Annotated in this window: 21 protein-coding genes; 10 read left to right on the top strand and 11 right to left on the bottom strand. The window is 66.3% G+C overall.

Translation table 11 applies throughout. The features are described from left to right. Nucleotides 1-26: 26 nt before the first annotated feature. Entirely contained in the window at nt 27-1,463 is a 1,437-nt protein-coding gene (locus HUA78_RS38295) for a hypothetical protein (RefSeq protein WP_174464104.1), read from the top strand. 114 nt (nt 1,464-1,577) lie between these two features. Here HUA78_RS38295 and HUA78_RS38290 read toward each other — a convergent pair whose 3' ends face one another. Continuing rightward, nucleotides 1,578-1,913 (bottom strand): putative quinol monooxygenase, encoded by a 336-nt coding sequence (locus HUA78_RS38290; RefSeq protein WP_174464103.1) that lies wholly within the window; start codon nt 1,911-1,913, stop codon nt 1,578-1,580. A 174-nt stretch (nt 1,914-2,087) separates the two neighbouring features. Beyond that, complete coding sequence (locus HUA78_RS38285; RefSeq protein ID WP_174478477.1) at nt 2,088-2,747, bottom strand: glutathione S-transferase family protein; 660 nt, start codon at nt 2,745-2,747, stop codon at nt 2,088-2,090. A 94-nt stretch (nt 2,748-2,841) separates the two neighbouring features. Here HUA78_RS38285 and HUA78_RS38280 point away from each other — a divergent pair, with 94 nt between their 5' ends. Continuing rightward, nucleotides 2,842-3,357 (top strand): helix-turn-helix domain-containing protein, encoded by a 516-nt coding sequence (locus HUA78_RS38280; RefSeq protein WP_174478437.1) that lies wholly within the window; start codon nt 2,842-2,844, stop codon nt 3,355-3,357. A 51-nt stretch (nt 3,358-3,408) separates the two neighbouring features. On the opposite strand, the gene HUA78_RS38275 is transcribed toward HUA78_RS38280, so the two are convergent. Beyond that, nucleotides 3,409-3,636, bottom strand: coding sequence for a hypothetical protein (locus HUA78_RS38275; RefSeq protein ID WP_174478436.1), 228 nt, complete (start codon nt 3,634-3,636; stop codon nt 3,409-3,411). 611 nt (nt 3,637-4,247) lie between these two features. Between HUA78_RS38275 and HUA78_RS47350 the strand changes: the two genes are divergently transcribed. Next, nucleotides 4,248-4,370: a hypothetical protein gene (locus HUA78_RS47350; protein WP_256433628.1), complete on the top strand. Its 123-nt coding sequence runs from the start codon at nt 4,248-4,250 to the stop codon at nt 4,368-4,370. Between the two features lie 60 nt (nt 4,371-4,430). Here the strand turns inward: HUA78_RS47350 and HUA78_RS38270 are convergent, their stop codons facing one another. Next, complete coding sequence (locus HUA78_RS38270) at nt 4,431-5,606, bottom strand: NAD(P)/FAD-dependent oxidoreductase (RefSeq protein ID WP_174478435.1); 1,176 nt, start codon at nt 5,604-5,606, stop codon at nt 4,431-4,433. 109 nt (nt 5,607-5,715) lie between these two features. Here HUA78_RS38270 and HUA78_RS38265 point away from each other — a divergent pair, with 109 nt between their 5' ends. After that, nucleotides 5,716-6,384, top strand: a complete 669-nt coding sequence (locus HUA78_RS38265) for a TetR/AcrR family transcriptional regulator (RefSeq protein ID WP_174458727.1) — start codon at nt 5,716-5,718, stop codon at nt 6,382-6,384. A 33-nt stretch (nt 6,385-6,417) separates the two neighbouring features. On the opposite strand, the gene gcvA is transcribed toward HUA78_RS38265, so the two are convergent. Beyond that, on the bottom strand, nt 6,418-7,368 hold the full coding sequence (gene gcvA, locus HUA78_RS38260; protein WP_174458726.1) for a transcriptional regulator GcvA: 951 nt from the start codon (nt 7,366-7,368) through the stop codon (nt 6,418-6,420). Nucleotides 7,369-7,511: 143 nt separating this feature from the next. Here gcvA and HUA78_RS38255 point away from each other — a divergent pair, with 143 nt between their 5' ends. Next, the gene (locus HUA78_RS38255) at nt 7,512-8,189 is read left to right on the top strand and encodes an FMN-dependent NADH-azoreductase (RefSeq protein WP_174458725.1); all 678 of its coding nucleotides are present in this window, start codon (nt 7,512-7,514) and stop codon (nt 8,187-8,189) included. A gap of 72 nt (nt 8,190-8,261) precedes the next feature. Here the strand turns inward: HUA78_RS38255 and HUA78_RS38250 are convergent, their stop codons facing one another. The 3 genes from HUA78_RS38250 to HUA78_RS38240 form a co-directional block, all read right to left on the bottom strand. Beyond that, nucleotides 8,262-10,334: a glycoside hydrolase family 5 protein gene (locus HUA78_RS38250; protein WP_174478434.1), complete on the bottom strand. Its 2,073-nt coding sequence runs from the start codon at nt 10,332-10,334 to the stop codon at nt 8,262-8,264. A gap of 434 nt (nt 10,335-10,768) precedes the next feature. Then, nucleotides 10,769-11,302 (bottom strand): GrpB family protein, encoded by a 534-nt coding sequence (locus HUA78_RS38245; RefSeq protein ID WP_174478433.1) that lies wholly within the window; start codon nt 11,300-11,302, stop codon nt 10,769-10,771. A gap of 101 nt (nt 11,303-11,403) precedes the next feature. Beyond that, nucleotides 11,404-11,799 (bottom strand): hypothetical protein, encoded by a 396-nt coding sequence (locus HUA78_RS38240; protein ID WP_174458687.1) that lies wholly within the window; start codon nt 11,797-11,799, stop codon nt 11,404-11,406. Nucleotides 11,800-12,073: 274 nt separating this feature from the next. Between HUA78_RS38240 and HUA78_RS38235 the strand changes: the two genes are divergently transcribed. From HUA78_RS38235 to HUA78_RS38220, 4 genes are all read left to right on the top strand, one after another. After that, entirely contained in the window at nt 12,074-12,703 is a 630-nt protein-coding gene (locus tag HUA78_RS38235) for a DUF2306 domain-containing protein (protein ID WP_254614838.1), read from the top strand. Nucleotides 12,704-12,909: 206 nt separating this feature from the next. Continuing rightward, nucleotides 12,910-13,239: a PadR family transcriptional regulator gene (locus HUA78_RS38230; RefSeq protein WP_174458722.1), complete on the top strand. Its 330-nt coding sequence runs from the start codon at nt 12,910-12,912 to the stop codon at nt 13,237-13,239. Between the two features lies 1 nt (nt 13,240). Further along, nucleotides 13,241-13,600: a DUF1048 domain-containing protein gene (locus HUA78_RS38225; RefSeq protein WP_141642113.1), complete on the top strand. Its 360-nt coding sequence runs from the start codon at nt 13,241-13,243 to the stop codon at nt 13,598-13,600. A gap of 251 nt (nt 13,601-13,851) precedes the next feature. Beyond that, nucleotides 13,852-15,105 carry a serine hydrolase gene (locus HUA78_RS38220; protein ID WP_174478476.1) on the top strand — a complete coding sequence of 418 codons (1,254 nt, stop codon included), beginning with the start codon at nt 13,852-13,854 and terminating at the stop codon, nt 15,103-15,105. Between the two features lie 133 nt (nt 15,106-15,238). Here the strand turns inward: HUA78_RS38220 and ppk2 are convergent, their stop codons facing one another. The 3 genes from ppk2 to HUA78_RS38205 all read right to left on the bottom strand — a co-directional run bounded on the left by ppk2 (nt 15,239) and on the right by HUA78_RS38205 (nt 19,828). Further along, on the bottom strand, nt 15,239-16,012 hold the full coding sequence (gene ppk2, locus HUA78_RS38215; protein WP_217440897.1) for a polyphosphate kinase 2: 774 nt from the start codon (nt 16,010-16,012) through the stop codon (nt 15,239-15,241). Nucleotides 16,013-16,153: 141 nt separating this feature from the next. Next, nucleotides 16,154-17,371: an acetate/propionate family kinase gene (locus tag HUA78_RS38210; RefSeq protein ID WP_174478432.1), complete on the bottom strand. Its 1,218-nt coding sequence runs from the start codon at nt 17,369-17,371 to the stop codon at nt 16,154-16,156. Between the two features lie 9 nt (nt 17,372-17,380). Further along, entirely contained in the window at nt 17,381-19,828 is a 2,448-nt protein-coding gene (locus tag HUA78_RS38205) for a phosphoketolase (RefSeq protein WP_217440896.1), read from the bottom strand. Between the two features lie 333 nt (nt 19,829-20,161). Here HUA78_RS38205 and HUA78_RS38200 point away from each other — a divergent pair, with 333 nt between their 5' ends. Beyond that, nucleotides 20,162-21,709 carry a Cof-type HAD-IIB family hydrolase gene (locus tag HUA78_RS38200; protein ID WP_174478431.1) on the top strand — a complete coding sequence of 516 codons (1,548 nt, stop codon included), beginning with the start codon at nt 20,162-20,164 and terminating at the stop codon, nt 21,707-21,709. The last annotated feature ends 5 nt before the right edge of the window (nt 21,710-21,714 follow it).

Here is a 21,714-nt window from a genome sequence, read left to right as displayed (position 1 = left end):
AGGAACTGTGGCTCATGGAGGAAGAGATGCGACGGCTTGGAATGGTGCTGGGGCTCCTGGGGTGCATGGGATGCGCGACCCTCACGCGAGGTATCGACACCCAGTACAACCCGGAGACGGGTCGGTACGAGACGCCCACGCATGAGCTCGTCTATCAGGTGCCCGTCGAGGACGCGCTGATGACCGTCCGATACCTCCTGGAGAAGGACCACTACGACGTGATGGAGAAGGAGGGAGGACTGGAGCTGTTCTCCTCCTTCATTCCGGAGGTCTTTCCCCCCGAGCGCTACTACATCAAGGGAGAGCGGCTCGGGCCCCGGCAGGCACTCGTTCGAGTCTTTCGCCTCAGGTATTCGGCGGAGGGGGGCGGCTCCAGCGCGGAGGTCTCCGGTCGGACCCGCGATCAGCTCTCCGTGCCCGCCATGTCGGAGGCCTTCAACAACATCCCGGGGCTGGAGGGCTACCGGCCGGCGCACGGCTACCGCGACATGAGCGTCGAGCAGAAGCTCCTGGAGCGGCTGGAGATGGCCCCCGCGCTGGAGCTGGTGGATGGCAATCCTCCTGTTCCCCTCCGCTCGGTGGTGATGGAGAGCGCGGGCGAGGAGGGTGGGGCCCCCGTCGCCGCCATCGCTCCCGCGTGTGGTGCTCCCGTGGAGGGCGCCTCGTCCTTGTTCGCGGCGGGAGGCGTCCTGCTCGTGGCGGACCCGCTGGGCACGCAGGAGGTGCCGTCCGCGGCGCTGCGGATGTTGTGCGAGGCCACGGCCCAGGCGCTGCCGGTGACGCTGGCGCTGTCCATTCCCGTCTCCGAGCAGCCGCTCCTCGAGCGCTACCTCGCCAGCGACGGCGCTTCATCGGCCGTTCAGGATCTCCTCTCGGGGAGCGCCTTCTGGCGCCGGGCCTACCAGGACGGGCGCAGCAGCCGCGCCATGCTGTGGCTCGTCGAGCAGGCTCGCCGCTTGCGCGTCTCCGGAAAGGACGTGGCCGTGGCCGCCATCGACGCCGACAGGGCCCAGGGCAATGAACGCGAGGCGCAGATGGCCCAGCACCTGCTGAACGCCCAGTCGAAGCGCCCCCAGTCCTGGACGCTGGTGCTCGCGGGCAGCGTCCATGCTCGCACCACGGAGGTGAACTGGGATGGCGACTTCGAGCCCATGGGCGTTCGCGTGGCGCGCGCCCTGCCTTCTTCGGTGCGTGCCCTGGACGTGGGCTTCCAGCGCGGCACCCAGTTCGTCTGCCGCTACGACGTCTGGGACGAGGACGTGGAGTGCAACGTCTTCGGCATCAGCCCGACGCTCGAGGCACGGCAGGCCTCCACGCAGGCCGCGGGCCTGAAGCTCTTCACCGCCCAGCAGCCCCACGGCTTCCACGGCCGGCTCTACCTGGGCGCGCTGACCGCGTCCCCGCCCGGGCTCCAGGCGCCGCGACAGGCCACTCCGGTCAGCCCCGTGCCCGCCACGAAGTGAGTCCACCGCGGCCCGAACGGGGGGGCGCGAGGCTCGATGAGCAGTCCGAATCACGGCCTGCTTATCGAGAAGTGGGTGACGAGCGCTCGCGGTGTCGAGGCCTCGCGGGCGCCGTCACAGCGGCATATTGACGGCAACGCCTTCGCGGCCGGAAGCCCACTCGCGCAAGTACGCGTTGAGTTCCCCAAAGAATGACACCGACACCAGGTCCGCCACCGCGAAGAGCTCGCGGAGCAGCGAACCGACATGGTTGTTATGTGTTTCAGCCGCGTCGGCGTCGACGTACTCCTCAATGATCGAAAAATGACCGGGCTTCTGCGTGGTGAACCACTGATAGCGCAACGTTCCCGGCTCGGTCGCGGCGACGGAGGCCAAGGCCCGCGCCACTCGCAGGAACTCCGTCTCCCCGTCGGTCCGTGCTCTGAACTCACATAGAACCACAAGACTCATACGATGCTCCTACGCAGGCCGCGCCTCAAGGGTCGGTTTTCGGTGTGCCACGCGGCAGGCTTGAAGTCGTTTGATAACGTGCTGCGTGCCGCGATGGCGAGCAGAAGTTGCGCGCCTGGGTCCGCGGTCAAGAGGTCTTCCTGGCAGTGCGCTACCGCGGCGCATGTCAGGGCTTCAGTCTCGATCCGGCGCCCCGAGGGGAAAGTTCGGCCTGAACCACCGCGCCTCGTCCACCGCCCGGGCGAAGGACGGGCGGGCAAGCAACCGGGCCCGGTAGGCGCGCAGCAGGGGGAAGGCCTCGGAAATCGGATGCGTCCAGTCCGCGTAGAAGAGCGAGGGGGCGGCCGCGCAGTCCGCTAGCGTGAAGTCCGCACCGGCGGCCCAGGTCGTGCCGCCAATCCGTCCTTCGAGCCACGCGTAGGCGAGCTCCAGCTTTTGCGCGGCAAAGGCCAGGCCTTCCTGGCGCTTCACCGAATCACCCGTCAGCGCGCCGTCCACCGCGCGCTGCACCGGAGTCATGACGTGCAGGTCGAAGAAGCGGTCGAGGAAGCGCACGTCCAACGCGGCCATCGGCTCCGAGGGGAGCAGTCGCACCGGCCCGGGATGCACGAGCTGCAGGTACTCGATGATGACGCTGGTCTCGACGATGTTGCGCTCGCCGTCCACCAGCAGCGGGAACTTGCGCAGCGGCCAACGCTGAAGCCACTCGGCCGAGTGCTGCGGCGTATCCGGCCCGAGGCTGCGGAAATCGAAGGGCGTACCGTTCTCGTACAGCGAGATGAGCACTTTCTGCGTGTACGAGGAGAAGCAATGACCATAGAGCGCGAGCGACATCGTGAAGCCTCCGAGAACCAGTTGCATACTGCAATGGGTTGATTTCTGCCCGAGGTACTTGCAGATTGCAAGTGGTGACTTCAGGAGACTCGCTGTGCCCCACACGAAACGATCTGGCTGTCCGATCAACCTCACACTCGAACAGCTGGGCGACCGCTGGAGTCTGATCGTCATCCGCGACGTCATGTTCGGGAACAGGTGCACCTACGGCGAGCTGCTCGCGCAGAGCGAGGAGGGCATCGCGTCGAACATCCTCGCGGACCGGCTGAAGCGGCTGACCGCGTCCGGCTTGCTGACGCGACGAAGCGCTCCGGAACACAGGCAGAAGGGGATCTACAACCTCACGGAACCGGCCATCCAGCTCGTGCCCCTGCTCGCGCAGATGGGGGCCTGGGGCCGCCGGCATACCCGGCCGAGCAAGGAGTTGTCGGTCCGCGCGGAACTGCTGGAGAAGGGCGGCCCGCCTCTCTGGAATGCGTTCATGGAGGAGCTGCGCCACCTGCATCTGGGTGCGGCCCGCCCAGTTCGCTCGGTGTTCGGTGAACTCCAGGCCGCCTACGAAAAGGCCTGCGCGCGCCGCGGCGGCGCGCCCCACGCTGACGAGCCTTGAGCGAGGTTGGCGGGCGTGCAGACAGCCTGAGCGCGAATCACGCTCTCCGGTTCAGGAGAGATTTGGGTCCGTGCCTCCGGCGGGAGGGGCCGGGCGCTTCAATGCGCGCGCCTTGCCCAGCGCCTTTTTCGCCAGCATCAGGAAGCCGAGCCCCAGGCCGGCCTGCGCGAGGAGGGAGCCGCTACCGCCTCCGAACACGAGTCGCTCGAGCACGCGCAGCACGGAGAGGGTTCCCAGCGCGCCGAGCAGCGTGACCAGCAGGTACCAGAAGATCGCCATCCTTCAACGATAGGTCGGCGCCAGGATGCAGCGCCAGAAACAGCGCTCGAGGGGGGCTGCGGGCGACATGGGCGCCGGTGAGCGCCGTGCTCCCGGAACCGCCTGGTCACTCATGGCTCAGCGAGCGAATTTCGGGTAGGCATCACCCGGAGTGGATGAACCGCCTTGGGCGGCGGCCCTGGGGGGCTCCGTCAGGCGCGTGGTCGCGATGGGGGACCTCACGTTGAAAGAGCATATGAGACGGATGGCGATGGCGAAGGGGCTCGTGGGCGCTGTCGTATGTGGATGGCTGCTGGCTGCCTGTGGGGGGAATGGCAACGGGCTGCCTGACGGCTCGACGCCGACGGATTCTGGGACGCACACCGAGCGGGATTCCGGCACACCGGAGCAGAAGGACGCGGGCCTCGGGGACGCAGGGCCTCTGTAGGACACCTCGCCTCCCGACGCGCCGATGCTCATCGGGACCGCGCCCGCCTCTCCCGCCAATGCCAACGTGCCGCACATCCTGGCCAGGACCGAGCCCGGGGCGCGCGTGCGCCTCTTCACCGTCGCGGGCTGCTCCGGCGTCATTGCCGGCGAGGGCGCCGCGGACGCCGAAGGACTTCGCCACCGTGAAGGGGTACCTCGGGAATATCGAGGTGGCAACCAGCCCTCTCGGCAACGCCGTCGTCGTCTGGCCTCGCCAGGACCTGGACGCGGGCACCGATACCCTGCTCTCGGCCGTCTTCGAGTAGGCCCGCCTGGGTGCTTGCCTCTTGCCCCGGGACGCCCCGGGGCGGAGGACTCTTCGACCTTCAGGGCCGGATTGAGCCACCGCGAGCGTCCCCCGCGGTGGGCGGTGCCGAGGTCGATGCCGAGCCGGTGAAGAAGTCGATCAACCCGTGCGGAGCGTTGTCGCCGAAGCAGAGTCGGTGGAGGGTCTCCGCATCGGCGGCTTCGTTCGCGCTGCGGGTGAACATGGGTTCCTCGTACTCGGCGAGCGCGGCTTCGAGGTCGCCTCGGTGCGCGGCGATGGCCTTGCCGAGTTCGGCGCCGTCGTACATCGCGAGGTTGGCGCCTTCACCAGACGGCGGCATCAGATGCGCGGCGTCGCCGAGAAGCGTCACCCCAGGCACGCGCTCCCACCGATGTCCCGGCGGAAGCGCGTGGATGGTCCGGGGGACGAGGTCTGTCTCGCCATCGGTGATGAGCGCGGTGAGCGCTGGCGCCCAACCGTCGAACTCCGCCGCGACTCGAGCCTTCGCCGCCTTCGGGTTGGCGAAGTCGATGCCGGCCATCCACTCCCTCGGCCTGGTGAGCGCGACGTAGGTGTGCAGGACGCCGTTGGTTTCGCGGTGGGCCTGGATGCCCTTGCCGGGCGTGAGGGCGAGCATCGCCCCGCCTCCGACGGCCTGCGCGCTGGCCGGGTGGCGAGCGTCGGCGTTGAAGAGATAGGTCTCGATGAACGAGATGCCGACGTACTCGGGCCTCGCGTCGGACAGCAGCGGCCGGATCCTCGACCACGCGCCGTCCGCGCCGACGAGGAGGCTCGTCGTGACAGTCGACCCGTTCGCGAACGTCACCGCATGACGCCCATCGCCGAGCGCGTGGACGGCGGTGACCTTGTGTCCCCACTGGACGGTTCCCGCAGGGAGCGAGTCGAGCAGGAGGCGCCGCAGCTCACCGCGATGCACCTCGGGGCGACGGCCGCCGCCGTTGTCGGGCTCATCGAAAAGGACCGCGCCGCGCGGGTCGAGCACCCGCATGGCCTCTCCGCCTTCGTGGATGATTCGGCGGAATTCGTCGAACAGTCCGGCCTCCTTCAGCGCGAGCTGTCCGTTGTGGTCGTGGATGTCGAGCATCCCGCCCTGCGTGCGCGCGTCCGCGGACGCATCAGCCTCGTAGACGGTGGAGGCGATGCCGTGGACGTGCAGAACGCGCGCGAGCGTCAACCCGCCGAGGCCGGCGCCAATGATCGTGATGGGGGTCATCGTGCTTCCTTTCGAGTGGGAGACCGCCCCGCGATGCGGCCGTCGGTCTCTGGAACGCCGTTCCATTGGCCATGTTGGAACGCTGTTCCAGAGCTGTCAAGATGGGGCCATGGCGAAGGCAACGCGCGGGTCGGAACGACGTGAGGAGGCGCTCTCACGCGAGCGAATCGTCGAGGTGGCAATCGAGCTGCTGGACGACGAGGGGGAGGGCGGGTTGACCTTCCGAGCGCTTGCCTCGCGGCTGGCCACTGGACCTGGCGCTATCTACTGGCACATCGCGAACAAGAACGAGTTGCTCGTCGCCGCCAGTGACGCCGTCGTCGCCCGCGCGATGGGCGAAGTGCTCGCCTCCGCCAGTCCGCGCGAGGCAATCCGAGGCATCGCCGCCGGCGTGTTCGAGGCAATCGACGCGCATCCGTGGGTGGGCGCGCAGCTGTCCCGCGCTCCGTGGCAGACCGCGATGCTGCAGATCTTCGAGCGCCTCGGGCGTCAGGTCCAGGCGCTGGGGGGGCCAGAGCGCGCCTGGTTCACGTCGGCGTCGGCGCTGTTGAGCTACATCATCGGCGTGAGCGTCCAGAATGCCGCGAACGGCCGCCTGCTCGAGCCGCCCGTGGACCGCGCGGACTTTCTCGAGAAGGTGTCGGCCCAGTGGACACGCGACGCCCACGCGTATCCGTTCACGGTGAAGGTCGCCGCGCGATTGCGCGAGCACGACGACCGCGCCGAGTTCCTCGCCGGCATCGACCTCATCCTCGCCGGCATCGAGGCTTCGCTGTAACCGGTCCTCGACAGGAGAAGGTCTGACGAGGACTCAGCGCCGACGGGAGGTGCCCGGCTTCCGCGTGCGTGCCGGGCGCCGAACTCCGGACGCCCGCGCCTCGAGCACCTTCGCTTCGGCGAGCAACCACTGACGCAAGGGGCCCAACCGCTCGGCGTGGCGTGGCGTGTCCAGGTAGACGAGGTGATACGCGAAGCCCTCCAGCTCCGGCCCGAATGGCTGCACGAGCGCCCCGCTGGCCAGCTCCTCCGCCACGAGCACGAGGCTGACGAGCGCGATGCCCTGCCCCGCGACAGCCGCCTGGATGGCGTGAGACTCGTCGGAGAAGCGCAGCTCGCCGTTCGGGGCGCGGTACCGCCCGCCCGCGCTGGCGAACCACCGGTTCCACGTCGGAGTCGCATCCTCGACGCGCTGCCACTCGAAGTGGATGAGTGGATGGTGGCCGAGGTCCTCCCGTCCGCGCACCCCCAAGCGCGGACTGCACACAGGCGCGAAGCGGTCCTGAAACAGCAACTCCGAGCGCAGCCCCGCATGCGCCCCCCGGCCATAGCGGATGGCCAGGTCCACTCCTCCCGCCCGCAAGTCCACGGCCTCATCGGAAGCATGAAGCCGCAGGTCCAGGCCAGGGCACGCGGCCCGGAACGCGGGCACGCGCGGCACCAACCACTTCGACGTGAAGGCGACCGTGGACGAGAGTGTGAGGAGCTCCTGGGCGGAGGGCGTCCTGAGCGCTTCGACCCCACGGACCATGGTGTCAAAGCCCTCCCTCAGCGACGGGAAGAGCTCCGCCCCCTCTTTCGTCAGGACCACGCGACGGATGTGCCGTTCGAAGAGCCGCAGCCCCAGCCACTCCTCCAGCTGACGGACCTGGTGGCTGATGGCCGTGGGGGTCACCGCGAGCTCGTCCGCGGCGTTCTTGAAGCTGAGATGCCGTGCGGCCGCCTCGAAGGCCCGAAGCGCCGACAGCGGTGGGAGGTCCCTCATGAAGCACCCATGGATGAATCAGGCTCAGCCATCGCCTGAGGAATACGCGTTTGTCAGGGGAGTGGCCAGCCTCTATCTCTCTTTGTGTCCGGTCCGCGCCATGGATGAGCGCGACTCAACCGGAACCCTATTGGAGACACCCCATGGTCAAAATCCTTCATCTCGATTCGAGCGCTCGCCCGGGTGGGTCCGAGCAGGTGCCTCATGGCTCACATACGCGCCGGCTGTCCTCCCGCTTCGTCGCGCGCTGGCGGGCAAGCCGTCCGGGCGACACGGTCGTCTACCGGGACGTCGGGCAGGCACCTCCCACTCCCGTGACGGGACGGTGGATTCACGCGGCGTTCACTGCTCCCTCGAAGCGGGAACCGTGGATGACGGACGTGCTCGCGGAGAGCGACGCGCTGGTGGATGAGCTGCTCGACGCGGACCTCATCGTCGCGGGCGTGCCCATGTACAACTTCAACGTGCCAGCGCAGTTCAAGGCGTACATCGACAACATCATCCGAGTGGGCCGCACCTTCGGGTTCGACCGCTCACGGCCCGGTGAGCCCTACTGGCCCCTGCTGACCGAAGCGCGCAAGAAGCTCGTCATCCTGAGCTCGCGCGGCGACTTCGGCTATGGACGCGGCGAACGACTCGAGGCCATGAACCATGTCGAGCCGAGCATCCGCACCGCGTTCGGCTACATCGGCATCACGGACATGGACTCCGTGGCGGTCGAATACGACGAGTATGGCGGTGAGCGGCTCAAGCGCTCCATCGCCCACGCGGAGGAACAAGTCGATGTCCTCGTGGCCCGGCTGCTGCGCCTTGCACAGTGACGGAGATTCGCCGGGCTTCCGCATCGAGTCCGGCGGGACCATTCACAGGCCCCGCCGTCTCGATGCCTCTGCTCACAACGCGAGGAAGTTCGCGGTCAAGAAGGCGGCGTACCAGTTGATGGGCGTGATTCCGTTGGTCGTGTAGTCCGCCGTATGGTTGTTGGTGGTGAGCTGCCAGTGGGTCAAATCCCACGGAGACCAACCGATCCACACGTCGCTGTTGTTGTTCATGAACGTGAGCGCGTTCGTAATCTGGGGCTGCGCGAAAGACTCGTGGATTCCTATCCCCATCTCGGACAGGAACAGCTTCTTGCCGTGGGTTCTCGCCCAGTGGGTGACCGCCGTGAGCTGAGCGCCGTAGGACGACTCATCGTTGCTGCCGTAGCCTTCCGGGTAATACGAATGCATGTCGAAGGCGTAGTTGTTGGCGCTGCCCGTGATGGAGAGGGCCGCGACCGAGTCGAGCGGACCTCCGCCCGGAGCCCAGGTGTGCCAGTGCCCCACGTCCGATGCGCGCGTGTTGGGAACCAGGATCAACTGGGTTGAACCTGTCGCGCGCACGGCGTTCATGACCGTCTGAATCCCGGCGAACCAGGTGGTCGACGTCATCGGGAGATCATGCGGCTCGTTCATGAGGTTCAGGATGACCTTGGGGTTCGTCTTCACCAGATTCGCGAGCTTCGTCCAGACGTCGGCGAGATGGTTCACGGTCAGCGTCCCGTCTCCGATGACGCGTTGGACGTAGTTCCCCGTCTGATTTCCCGCGCCATCGAACGCACCCGTCGCATAACGATTGTAGTTATGGAGGTCGAGCACAAGGGTGAAGCCCTGGGCCGTCGCCAGGTTGATGTAGGTCATCATGCCGTTCGAATACGCCGTATTCAGCGGGCCCAGGAGCGTGTGCTGGAGGCGCTCCCAGGAGATTGGCAGGCGAATCAGGTTGAAGCCCTTGCCCTTGTAGTATGCGAGCTCCGCGGTGATCTGGGTCGACGACGGCATCTCGTAAAAGGTCTGGCCGGTCCAGCCACCCCAGTCGTTGCCGTACTCCATCCCAGCGCGGTTGATTCCGCGATAGGCCACGCCGGTGGGATAGGTCTTCCCCAGGCCGGTCGGCGGATTCGTGGTGTCATTCTCCAGGACGATTCCGTCGACCCCGTAGACCACCGCCGTGGCGCTCTGGATGGTGAGCTTGTTGAAGGTCGTCAGCGCTCCCTTGAGCGCGCTCATCGGGATTCTGACGCGCGTCCAGTGCCCCGGCGGCAGGGAACCCAGGCTCGGATTCGCGTAGGCGCTGATGGCGACACCCGCATTCCCGTCGACACCCTCCTGGCTCACGATGACCTTGAGGGCCTGGATGGCCGTGAGGTTTGAAGTGCCTGGGTTGATGGCGAAGCTCACGGCGACGTGGTTGGCGACCTGAAGGCTGGAGCCGACCGCGCCCAAGGCCAGGGCACTGTTGGCTGGCGCCGTCACCTTCATGGACGTGGTGCCATAGGCCTTGCTGGCCGTGTCGGGTGCGAGCGTGGTGCCGCCCCAGCTGTAGCCGGTGCTCCAGCCGGACGCGACCGCATCGTTATACAGGACCGTCATGGTGGAGGTGTCGAGCGCGGGCAGCTGCGGAATCTCGATGGCGATGCCATCGATGCCGTAGGTGACCGCGGTCTGCGCCATGAGCGTGAGCTTGTTGAAGGTGGTCAGCGAGCCCTTGAGCGCGCTCATCGGGATGGTGACGCGAGTCCATTCACCCGTGCCCAGGGCGTCGAAGCTCGGGCTGGCGTAGTTGCCGATGGTGACGCCCCCGTTTCCATCGACGCCCTCCTGGCTCACGATGAGCTTGAGGTTCTTGATTGCCGTCAGGTTCGCGGTGCCCGGATGGATGGCGAAGCTCACCGCCGTGTAGGTATTTGTCGAGAACGACTGACCGTCAGCTCCCAGCGCAAGGGCGCTGTCGGCGGCGGAGGTGACCTGCATCGACGAAGCGCCGTAGGCCTTGATGCTCGTCGTCGAACCATGGGAGACGTTGCCCCAACTGTAGCCGGCATCCCAACCTGGCGTGACGGCATCGTCATACAACACCGTCTGGTAGGAGGTGTTCATCGCTGGCAGGAGCAACAGCCTGTCCGTGCTCGAAGCGGGTGCTTCCATCAGCAGGTCGCTTGCGGTCAGGCCTGCTTCTTCGCTCGAAGGCGGAGCACATGCCGCGCCAAGGGTGAAGATACTTCCCAGAAGAACGTACAAACACTTTCTCGAAACCGGTGGTCGTCCCATGTAGGCCCCCTGGAGTTGGCGCATGATTTAACGACCACCGCTTCAGCGGCAACTGCTCGTTCCATTTGATGACAACTATTGCTCTCCGACGGGCTCAACCTGACGAACGCGTTCACATCGTCGTAGTTGTCGCCGGCCACGCGGAGGGGCCGTGTTCCTATCCGTGTGTAAAAGGCGAGCAGGAGCGAAGGAGGAAGAGGGACGCTCCTCGGAGGTCAACCCAAGAGGGTCTTCCTTTGGCGAGGAGGCCGAGGCGTTCCCCGCCGAACCAGGACCCTCGCGGTCGTGTGATTCGTGAGGCCCCGCGTCGTTCAGCGCGTCTGGTAGACGGCGAGCGCCTCGGCCTCGATGCGCTTGATCCAGGCATTCTTGCAATCGCTGTAGGCGTGCGAGTCGTTTGGATGAAGGCGCTGACATCGCGCCTTCTCGTCGTCGTACTCGCGGGCGACGCTCGGCCGTTCACGCAGGTAGTCGCGGAACGCGAGGTGCCGAGAGATCTCCCGAGAGCCGTCGGCGTAGCAGTGGAGTTGGACGAGGCGCTCTCGGGTCCTCGGGTCGTCCTTCGTGCAGTAGCGCCGGCCCGGGAGACCGAGTTCTCCCCACACCGCATAGCCGAGCGCCTGGAGCACGCCCTGGTGCTTGTCGAGCTCGTCCACCGACGTGACCACGGGGATGAGGTCGAGGATGGGCTTCGCGGAGATGCCAGGGATGGCTGTCGAGCCGACGTGATGGACCCGCAGAACGACGGGGCCTAGCGCGTCCGCGAGGGACCTGGCCTCCGCGGCGGCGGCTTCTGCCCAGCGCGCGTCATGGGGGACCAAGGTGACTTGAATCGGTGGCGGCACGTTGTTCTCCTCCTCGCGGCTCGTGGTCGTCTACGCGAGCTCCCCAACGAAGAAGATGTCGTCGGGGACGGGCCTCTTCCCTGTGTATCCGTCTGATGCTCTCAGCGCGCGCGTACGGTGCAGGAGGTCTTGATGTAGTCCACATCATCGTAATAGGCACAGGAGAAGTACACATCGAGCCGGGCGGTCGCGGTGCAGTCCTGGCGCCCGGTCTGGGCGGTGAGGTCTGTGTCCAGGTTCACGCAGTCGCAGCCCTTGCAGCTCTCCTTCTTGTTCAGACACATGTGGGTCGTCTCAGCGGTGACGATGGTCGCGCAGTATTGAGTGGCGCGCTTGCAACTGGTGTCGCCACACTCCAGGGTCTCTGGGAATGACTGGGTGTCATCGTCCCCATCGTCTTGGTTCGAGCCGCCACAGCCCACCACCAGCATGGAGAGAAGCACCAGGTACCGCGTCGTCGCCTTCATGTCGTCGCCCCGAGGAGTCATGGGGGGCATGAACGCCCCCTCCTGACGGGAAGAGACAGGCCGGGCGACACCGTTGCATGAAAACGACCGTGCCCCTCCCGGCGAGAGGTGCCAGAGGGGCATACCAAGGGCGTAGGTGGAACCGGGGGCCAAGGAAAAGCCCAGCAACTCCTTGAGGTTGCGGGGCTTGCCAGGTTGCCCCGACGGGATTCGAACCGGAGGAGCCGGTCCGAGGAGCACGGCACGGGGGTTCTGGTGTTTCATCTCCCGCGCCGTGTCTCCCCACTCCGAACCCCGAGCCTCCATGATGGCAAGCAAGGCATGCTGGGTCCTCTTCGCCGCCCTCTGTCTGGCCGTGGGCCTCTATCCCGGCAGCTACTTCCTCGCGGCCTCGAACTTCGGAATCCGTGGCTTGAAGAGCAGCGCGCTCCTGGCCGACCCCGTCTGGAACGCGGCCTTCTACACGCACATCGCCCTGGGAGGACTCGCGCTGGCCATCGGCTGGACCCAGTTCGTCGAAAGACTGCGACTCAATCGCCCAGGCGCACACCGGCTCCTTGGAAAACTCTACGTCGGAGCGGTCCTCCTGAGCGGGCTCTCCGGGGTCTACGTCGGCTTCTTCGCCACGGGTGGCGTCATCGCCGCGTCGGGCTTCGTCAGCCTGGGCCTCGTCTGGCTCTATACGACGGTCTCCGCCTATCGACTCATCAAGAGCCGGCGCATCGAGGAACACCGGCTCATGATGACCTACAGCTATGCCGCCTGCTTCGGGGCGGTCACGCTGAGGCTCTGGATGCCCATCCTGATTCCCACCCTGGGCGACTTCATGTCGGCCTATAGAACCGTCGCCTGGCTCTGCTGGGTCCCCAACCTCGGCGTGGCCTACCTCATCTCGCGCAGACGGCACCAGGCGAGCGAGCTCGTGCCTTCGTGAAGTGACCCCTGTTCAGACGGTGCGCAGCGGGCGACGGCGCAACAGGTCGAAACTGGCAAGGCCATACAGCCGAAGCTTGAGCGTCATGAGCGGGCCCTCGCATGAAGGCGTGGGGCGACCGGTCAGGAAGGTGGGCTTGCGTTCCCGCTATTCTGTGGTACTAAGTACTGGTAGTCAGTACCACTGAGTAGTTCGAGGAGCGGTTCGTGGGCAAGCAGATGACGGAGATGCTCAAGGGCACGCTGGAGGGCATCGTCCTGGCAATCCTGTCCGCGCGGGCGGCGTACGGGTACGAAATCACGGTGCGGTTGCGGGAGATGGGCTTCTCCGACATCGCCGAGGGCACCGTCTATGCGCTGCTCGTCCGGTTCGAGCTGCGCGGCCTGGTGGACGTGGAGAAGGTCCCGTCCGAGAAGGGGCCGCCGCGGAAGGTGTATTCACTCAACGAGCAGGGACAGGCCTACCTCGAGGAGTTCTGGCGGACGTGGAGCTTCCTCACCGAACGGCTCGAACAACTCCATAAAGGAGGCGGATGACATGTTCATCTCAATGCTTATCTCGAAGGTGATCGGCGACAAAAGGCAATGGCGACAGTACAAGGCGCGCGCGAAGCAACTTCCCCCGAGCTATCGCACGGCGGTCGAAGCCCTGGAGCGCTACCTGATGTACTTTGGAACGGGGGGTGACGGGACCGCGATTTATGTGGACCTCGTCGACCTGTTTGAACAGAGCGCGGCGAACCGGACTCCCGTCCGCCAGATTGTCGGGGAAGACCCCGTGGAGTTCATCGAGACCTTCGTCCTGAACTATCCAAGGGGACAGTGGATTGTCCGGGAGCGGGAACGGCTGACCGACGCCATCGCGCGCGCCGCGGAAGAAGAGGCGAAGGGCGCTTGATGGCAATACAGCACGTCATCCACGTGCTGCGTTTGTAACGATTTCCTCGCCGCTGCCAGCGCACCCGCGCCGAGCGAGAAGGCCGTCGAGCCCGTGCTCGGACAGGCATTGGCGTCATCACGACTCACCGCGCGCTCGAAACACAAGCAGCAACGGATTTGCGACGTCAGCTCGCGAAGCACGACTCCATGCGTCGTGTCGCGGCGCTGCGCAAGCAATGCGTTTCAGACCCTCTCGAAAGGAAGTGCGTCATGTTGGACACGACAAGCGGAACCGTAGTGCAGGGGCACGTCGAGGATGGCTGGGGGAAAGTGGCCGATGTCTTCCGGGCGAACTTCGAGGGGACCCCTGGCGAGGTCGGTGCGGCATGCTGCGTCTACGTGGACGGCCGTCCCGTCGTCGACCTGTGGGGCGGCCTCGCCGAGCGCGAGGCGAAGCGTCCGTGGAACAAGGACACCATCGCGTTGGTCGCATCCACGACCAAGGGGGCTACGGCGATCTGCGCCCATCTGCTGGCACAGCGCGGCGAGCTCGATCTGGACGCTCCGGTGGTCAAGTACTGGCCGGAGTTCGGCGCCGCCGGCAAGGAGCATATCCCGGTGCGCTGGCTGCTCTCACACCAGGCCGGTCTGCCGGTCGTCGATGGTCCGCTGACCTTCGAGGACGCCTGCGCCTGGCATCCGGTCATCCGGGCACTCGAGGCGCAGAAGCCGGAGTGGCCGCCGGGCACCGAGCACGTCTACCACGGCATGACCTTCGGGTTCCTGGTCGGGGAGGTCGTGCGGAGGATCACCGGCAAGTCGCTCGGCACCTTCTTCGCGGACGAGGTCGCCGCCCCGCTCGGGCTGAGCGCGTGGATTGGGCTGCCCGAAGAGCAAGAGGGAAGGGTGGCGCGGGTCGAGTACGCCGCTCCGTTCACGATGGAGGAGTTGACCGCCGGGATGATCGAGACCACCGGCCTCGATAGAGACACGGTCATCGCCTGGATGAGCGCAGTGTGGGGGCCGGGCTCCGTGCAAGAACGGGCTGGGCAGCTCGGCGGCGCTTTCGACCACACCAGCGGCTACATGAACACGCGTGCCTTCCGCGCTGCTGAGTTCCCGTTCGGGAACATGTTCTCGGACGCTCACTCGCTGGCGCGGATGTATGCGGCCACGGTGAGCGAGGTCGACGGCGTGCGGCTGCTGACTCCGGCGACGGTCGAGAAGATGACCGTCGTCCACACCGACAAGACGAAGATGAACGGGCTGCCGCCAGGACTGGACGTCCCGGCCAACCGCTCCTTCTACATGTCGCTCGGGTTCTGGCGGGCCTGCCCGCCGATGCCCCTTGTCGGGCCCGGGTCGTTCGGCCACCCCGGCTCCGGTGGCTCGATAGGCTTCGCCGACCCTGATGCGGGTGTCGGCTTCGGCTACGTCATGAACCACTGGTCATTCCGGATAGGCGAGCCGCGAGCGTCGAACCTGGCCGCGGCGGTCACGGCCTGCCTCGGGTCTCGACGTTGAAGCGCTGCTCGACCCGCTAGGACATAGAGCAGGTCATGACCGACGCGGAATGACCTACGACGACTGCCCGATGGCCGGGGTCGGCATCAGCAGCGGGTCATCGCCCATCGGGTGCGGTACATCTGGGTCTTGCTCAGAAGTGTTCCGGGATGAAGTTCCTGCCCTGGAGCGTAGCCTCGTCGTCATAGCTCCCTTGAAGGGTGCGCTTGGGCAATCTCACCTTGGGGCGCTTCACCCTCTTGTGAGGAATCTGCTCCAGCAGGAAGCGGATGCAGTTGAGCCGTGCCTTCTTCTTGTCGTCAGACCGTAGGATGTGCCACGGCGCATACGAGAGGTCCGTGACCTCGAACATCTTGTCGCGCGCATGGGAGTAGTCGTACCAGCGTTTCCACGACTTGAGGTCCATGGGGCTCAGCTTCCACTGTCGGAGCGGGTCTTCGATCCGCGCCTCGAAGCGCCGCTGCTGTTCCTCCATGCCGACCTCGAGCCAGATCTTCACCAGGACGATTCCGCTGTCGACCATGTACTTCTCGAAGACGGGGCACCCCTCAAGGAAGCGCTCGTGCTCCTCGGTGGTGCAGAAGCCCATCACGAACTCGACTCCGGCCCGATTGTACCAACTGCGATCGAAGATGATGATCTCCCCTGCCGCGGGGAAATGAGACACATACCGCTGGAGGTACATCTGCGTCTTCTCCCGGCTCGAGGGCGTGGGGAGGGCCACCACCCGGAAGACGCGGGGACTCACCCGCTCGGTGATGGCGCGAATCGTGCCACCCTTGCCCGCGGCATCCCGCCCCTCGAAGACCACGACGACGCGCAGCCCCTCCTGTTTGACCCAATCCTGAAGCAGGCAGAGCCGGGTCTGGAGCTTTTGCAGCTCCTTCTCATAGGCCTTGCGCTTCATGGGCTCCATTCGAGTCGTATGTGCCATGACATCATGATTGTGAGTCCGTGCGACGCGTGCAATGGCAGTCATTCGCGGGCGGGGCAGCCAGCCGTGCGCCGCCAAGGCCGCGGCTTCACCATTCCACCCTCGTCAACGCGGCTACCGACGTGCCGAGCCCAGCACCCGCCGGGTGTGGAGGGCGATCATCGCCTCCTCATTCGTGGGAATGACCCAGGCGGATACACGGCTCCCTGGCCTGGTGATGCAGGGCCCACCGCGAGCATTCGCCTCATCATCGAGCTCCAGGCCGAGCCAGCGCGCATCGCGACAGGCCCGTGCGCGAATCGGCGCGGCATTCTCGCCAATGCCGCCCGTGAAGACCATGGCGTCGAGCCCGTGCAGTGCCGCCGCGAGCGACCCGAGCTCGCGATTGATACGGTAGACGAACAGCTCCAGCGCCTCCGCCGCGCTGGCACTGGAGCGGCCGAGCAGGTCTCGCATGTCGCTGGACTCGCCGGAGACGCCCAGCAAGCCGGATTGCTCGTAGAGAAGCCGCTCCAGGGCGCTCGCGTCCATGCCGTGCTGCTTCATCAGGTAGAGCAGGACTCCGGGATCAATCGCGCCGCAGCGGGTGCCCATCATGAGGCCATCCAATGGAGTGAGGCTCATGGTCGTCGCCACGCTTCGCCCTCCGAGCAGGGCGCACATGCTCGCGCCATTGCCGAGGTGCGCGACGACCGTGCGCCCGGCCGCGGCCTGGGGAGCCACGCTCGGGAGCGTGGAGGCGATGTATTCGTAGGAGAGCCCATGAAACCCGTATCGGCGAACTCCCTCTTCGGTATGACGGCGGGGCAGGGCAAAGGCCTGGGCCACTGGAGGCTGGGTCCGGTGAAACGCGGTATCGAAGCATGCGACCTGCGCCACCGATGGCGCCGTCCCCGTGACGGCCTTGATTGCCTCCACGCAGTGGGGCTGGTGCAACGGCGCGAGCGGAATGAGCGTTTCCAGGGCTGCCAGCGTCGCGGCGTCAATGAGCGCAGGCCCGAAGAAATGCGAACCGCCATGAACCACGCGATGGCCCACGGCCGTGACGTGACGCCCCCCGAGTACACCCCCTCGCCCCCAGGCGAACAGATGGTCGAGGGCGCCCTCGTAGCCGAGCTGCGTTCCTGGGGCCCAGTCCTTCTCGCCGATGATGGAGCCGCCCGCGCGCGCGAGGAACCGAGGCTGCGTCGACAATGCCTCGAACGCCCCCCGCAGCAGGAGGCGGGGCGGGTCCTCATCGAGGAAGAGCGAGAACTTCAGGCTCGACGAGCCGGCGTTGAGCACCAGCAGTGCGCCCTCCGCGTCTCCTGCTTCAAAGGCTCGTCGCTCCATCCGGGAACCTCAGTCCTGCCAGGTCCAATTGGCGATCTCAGGACGATCCCTGCCATGCTCGTGCGCGTAGGCCGTATTGTCGACGATCGCGGTCCTCATCTCCTCCTTCAGGTGCCCCGCCTTCGCGCTCAGCTTCGGCACGCGGTCGATGACGTCGATGACCAGATGGAAACGAGATGTCTCGTTCAGCATCGCCAGTTCGAACGGCGTGTTGATGTTGCCTCTCTCCTTGTAGCCGTGAACGTGAAGGTTCTCCTGATTCTTGAAGCGATAGGCGAGCTTGTGGATGAGGGACGCATACCCGTGGAAGCTGAAGATGATGGGCTTGTCCGGTGTGAAGAGTCCCTCGAGTTCTCGCTCGGTCGACCCGTGCGGATGGTCCGCCGCCGACTGGAGCTTGAACAGGTCGACGACGTTGATGAACCGCAGCTTCAAGTCCGGCACGCGCTGGCGCAGGATGGCGGTGGCGGCCAGCGCCTCCTGCGTGGCGACGTCGCCGCAGCTAGCCATGACGACGTCCGGCTCCACGTCGGCGTCCGTGCTGGCCCTCCGCCAGATGCCCAGGCCCTTGGCGCAATGGGCGATGGCCTCCTCCATGGTGGTGAACTGCAGGTGCTTCTGCTTGTCGGCGACGATGACGTTGATGCAGTCGGTGCTGCGCAGACACTGGTCCGCCACCACCAGCAACGTGTTGGCGTCCGGAGGCAGATAGATGCGTGTGACTGATGCGGACTTGTTGGTCACCAGGTCGATGAACCCCGGGTCCTGATGTGAGAACCCGTTGTGGTCCTGGCGCCATACAGTCGAAGACAGCAGGATGTTCTCCGAGGCGACGGGCGCCCTCCACCTCACGTGGTTCTTGCTGACGTCCAACCACTTGGCGTGCTGGTTGAACATGGAATCGATGACGTGGGCGAACGCCTCGTACGTGTGGAAGAGGCCGTGGCGTCCCGTGAGCAGATACCCCTCGAGCCAGCCGAGCAACGTGTGCTCCGACAGCATCTCCATGACACGGCCGTCACGCGCGAGCTCGCCGCCGTCGGCGTCCTCTGGCAACAGGTCCGCCATCCAGGTCTTCTTGCTCGCCTCGTAGAGGGCCTGGAGCCGGTTCGACGCCGTCTCGTCCGGACCGAAGACGCGGAAGTTCGTCGGGTTGCCTCGCATCACGTCGCGCAGGAACTCGCCCAGGGGCTTCGTGTTCTCATGCAACGACGTGCCCCGCGACTCCACCTTCACCGCATAGTCACGGAAGTCGGGGAGCTTGAGGTCCTTGCGAAGCACACCGCCATTGGCGTGTGGGTTCGCGCCCATTCGCCGGGGCCCCTTGGGTGAGAGTGCCTGGAGCTCTGGAATCAGGGTTCCGCGCGCATCAAACAGCTCCTCGGGCCGGTAGCTGCGCATCCAATCCTCGAGGACCTTCAAGTGCGCCGGGTTCTGCCGCGCGTCGGAGAATGGGACCTGGTGTGAGCGCCAGGACCCTTCCAGCTTGTGCCCGCCGAGCTCCTTCGGGCCGGTCCATCCCTTGGGCGCGCGCAGGATGATCATGGGCCAGCGTGGACGTGTCGGGGTGTTCGACCGCCGTGCCGCTCTTTGAGCGTCTCGAATCTCCTCGACGGCGTGCTCCAGGGTCTCCGCCATCTTCTGGTGCATCCGGGTCGGGTCGCTGCCTTCGACGAAATAGGGCTTGTAGCCGTAGCCCACGAACAGGGCCTCGAGCTCTTCCCGGCTGATGCGGGCGAGGATGGTCGGGTTGGCGATCTTGTACCCGTTGAGGTTCAGGATCGGCAGCACGGCGCCGTCGCGCACGGGATTGAGGAACTTGTTCGAGTGCCAGGCCGTCGCGAGGGGGCCCGTCTCTGCTTCACCGTCACCCACGACGCAGGCGACGACGAGGTCGGGATTGTCGAAGGCCATGCCGTATGCGTGAGAGAGGCTGTAGCCAAGCTCGCCGCCTTCATGGATGGACCCTGGCGTCTCCGGAGTGACGTGGCTGCCGATGGCACCCGGGAAGGAGAATTGCTTGAAGAACCTCCGCATCCCCTCCTCGTTCATGCTCTTGTCCGGGTACACCTCGGAGTAGGTCCCCTCGAGATACGTCGGCCCGAGCACGCCAGGGGCGCCATGGCCCGGCCCGGCCACGAAGAGCACGTCCAGGTCGTGTTTGACGATGAGCCGGTTCAGATGGACCCATGCGAACGAGAGCGCGGGGCTTGCTCCCCAATGGCCGAGGAGTCGATGTTTCACGTCCTCCGGCACCAGGGGCCTCCGCAGCAGCGGGTTGTCCTGGAGGTAGATCATCCCCACCGAGAGGTAGTTGCACGCACGCCAGTACGCGTTCATCAACTCCACCTCGCTGGCGGCGAGTGGGCCATCCCTGGACTGCTCCCTGGCGGCTGCTCCCCTGGCGGACAACGGCATCTGCGTCCCCGCCCCCTTGGTCGTCACTGGATGTGCCATGACACGTCACTCCTCAATGCAGAAATGCAGAATCTGATCTCAGGTCTGGTTTGCCTTGATGTCGGCTGGCGGCACCGCTGTCCGGGCGGTGCCCGCTTCGCCTTTGACGTCACTTCGAGAACTCCCCTTGGTCCGAAGTAGCCTGAGCGCGCCCCGAGGCACCAGCAATCGGCGGGTCACCGGTCGGCAATGGGCCGGCCCGCAGAGCCACCGAGGAGGGGAGAGCCGGAGAGCTACCCGCGAGGCAGCGGATGTGCCGCGGGGCTACCTTCTTCTGGTGGCCCCCCCTGCCCGCGGTTGCGTCGGGGAGCGGGTCGAGCACGGGAGACGGCCATGGCGATCAGGTTGCTCATCGCGGACATCGACGGAACGATGGTGACACAGGACAAGGTCCTCACCGAGCGGACCCGCGAGGCTGTCGCCCGACTGCGTTCCAGGGGCATCCAGTTCACCGTCACGAGCGGACGGCCGCCGCGTGGGATGGCGGGGGTGGTCGCGGCACTGAAGCTCACCGCCCCCCTGGCTGCCTTCAACGGCGGTGTGTACGTCCAGCCCGACCTGACGACCACGTTGGCGCAGCGAACGCTTCCCCTCGCCGTCGCCAGGCAGGCCATCGACCACCTGTTGCGAGCGGGCCTCGATGTCTGGGTGTATCAAGGCGCCGATTGGTTCCTCCGCGATGCCGAGGCGTTCCGCGTGGCGCGCGAGAGGAACAACCTCGGGTTCGACCCGACCGTCGTCCAGGACCTGTCCGCCGTGCTCGACGAGCCCATCAAGATCGTCGGAGTGAGTGAGGACCGGGCACGCGTCGAGCGCTGCGAGGCGGAGCTCGCCGGTCGACTGGGCACCGAGGCGTCCGCCATGCGCTCGACGCCCTATTACCTCGACGTCACGCACCCCGAAGCGAACAAGGGCATGGTCGTACGCGAGGCCGCACGCATTCTCCAGCTTCCCCTGGACCAGATCGCGGCCATCGGCGACATGCCCAATGACCTCCCCATGCTGAAGGCCGCCGGGCTTGGCATCGCCATGGGCAACGCCAGCGACGACGTCCGACGCTCCGCACGCCACGTGACTCGCACCAACGACGAGGAGGGCTTCGCCCATGCGGTCGAGACCTTCATCCTGGGCCAGCCGCCCCTCGCACGGACGCGGCTGGGGCTGCCTCCCCGCGCGCGCGCCTGCCTCTTCGGCCTCGATGATGTCCTCACCCAGACCGCGAGCCTCCAGGCGAGGGCCTGGAAGAACCTGTGTGACTACTACCTGCGGAGACGGGCGCGAGCGTCGGGGCAACCCTTCATCCCCTTCGACCTGATCCGCGACTACAGCCGTCACTTCGACGGCATGTTGCCCCTGGATGGCATCCGCGCGTTCCTCGCCGCTCGTGACATCGAGCTGCCGGAGAATACGGTGCGCGCGCTGACCGACCGTCATGGCGAGCTCCTGGTCGAGATGCTCCAGCACGAGCACGTGGAACCGTATGAGGGCGCGGTCCGCTACGTCCAGGCGGCGCGCGCTGACCGCCTGCGGCTCGCGGTCGTCTCCGAACTCGGGCACTCCACCGAGGTGCTCCAGTCCTCCGGCCTCGCGGACCTCTTCGATGCGCGGGTCGAGGGCACGCCGCCCGGCGATGTCTATCTCACGGCGGTCCAGGCCCTCGGTGTCGGCTCCGGGGAAGTGGTTGTCTTCGCGGACGCACCCGCGGGCGTCTCAGCGGCGCGTGCGGGCCATTTCGGCTATGTCGTAGGCGTCGACCGCCGGGGGCGGGCCGCCGAGCTTCGCCGCTGCGGCGCGGACATCGTCGTGACGGACCCAGCCGCCCTCCTCGAGCAAGACGGCTCCGACGGCACGCCACCTGGGAAACCGACCGCGGGCGTCTGAGGACA

Source organism: Myxococcus sp. CA033, from assembly GCF_013336625.1.
In the GTDB taxonomy this organism is placed as follows: domain Bacteria; phylum Myxococcota; class Myxococcia; order Myxococcales; family Myxococcaceae; genus Myxococcus; species Myxococcus llanfairpwllgwyngyllgogerychwyrndrobwllllantysiliogogogochensis.
Note: the sequence above shows the minus strand (reverse complement) of the source record. Positions and strands in the feature narration are given on the sequence as shown.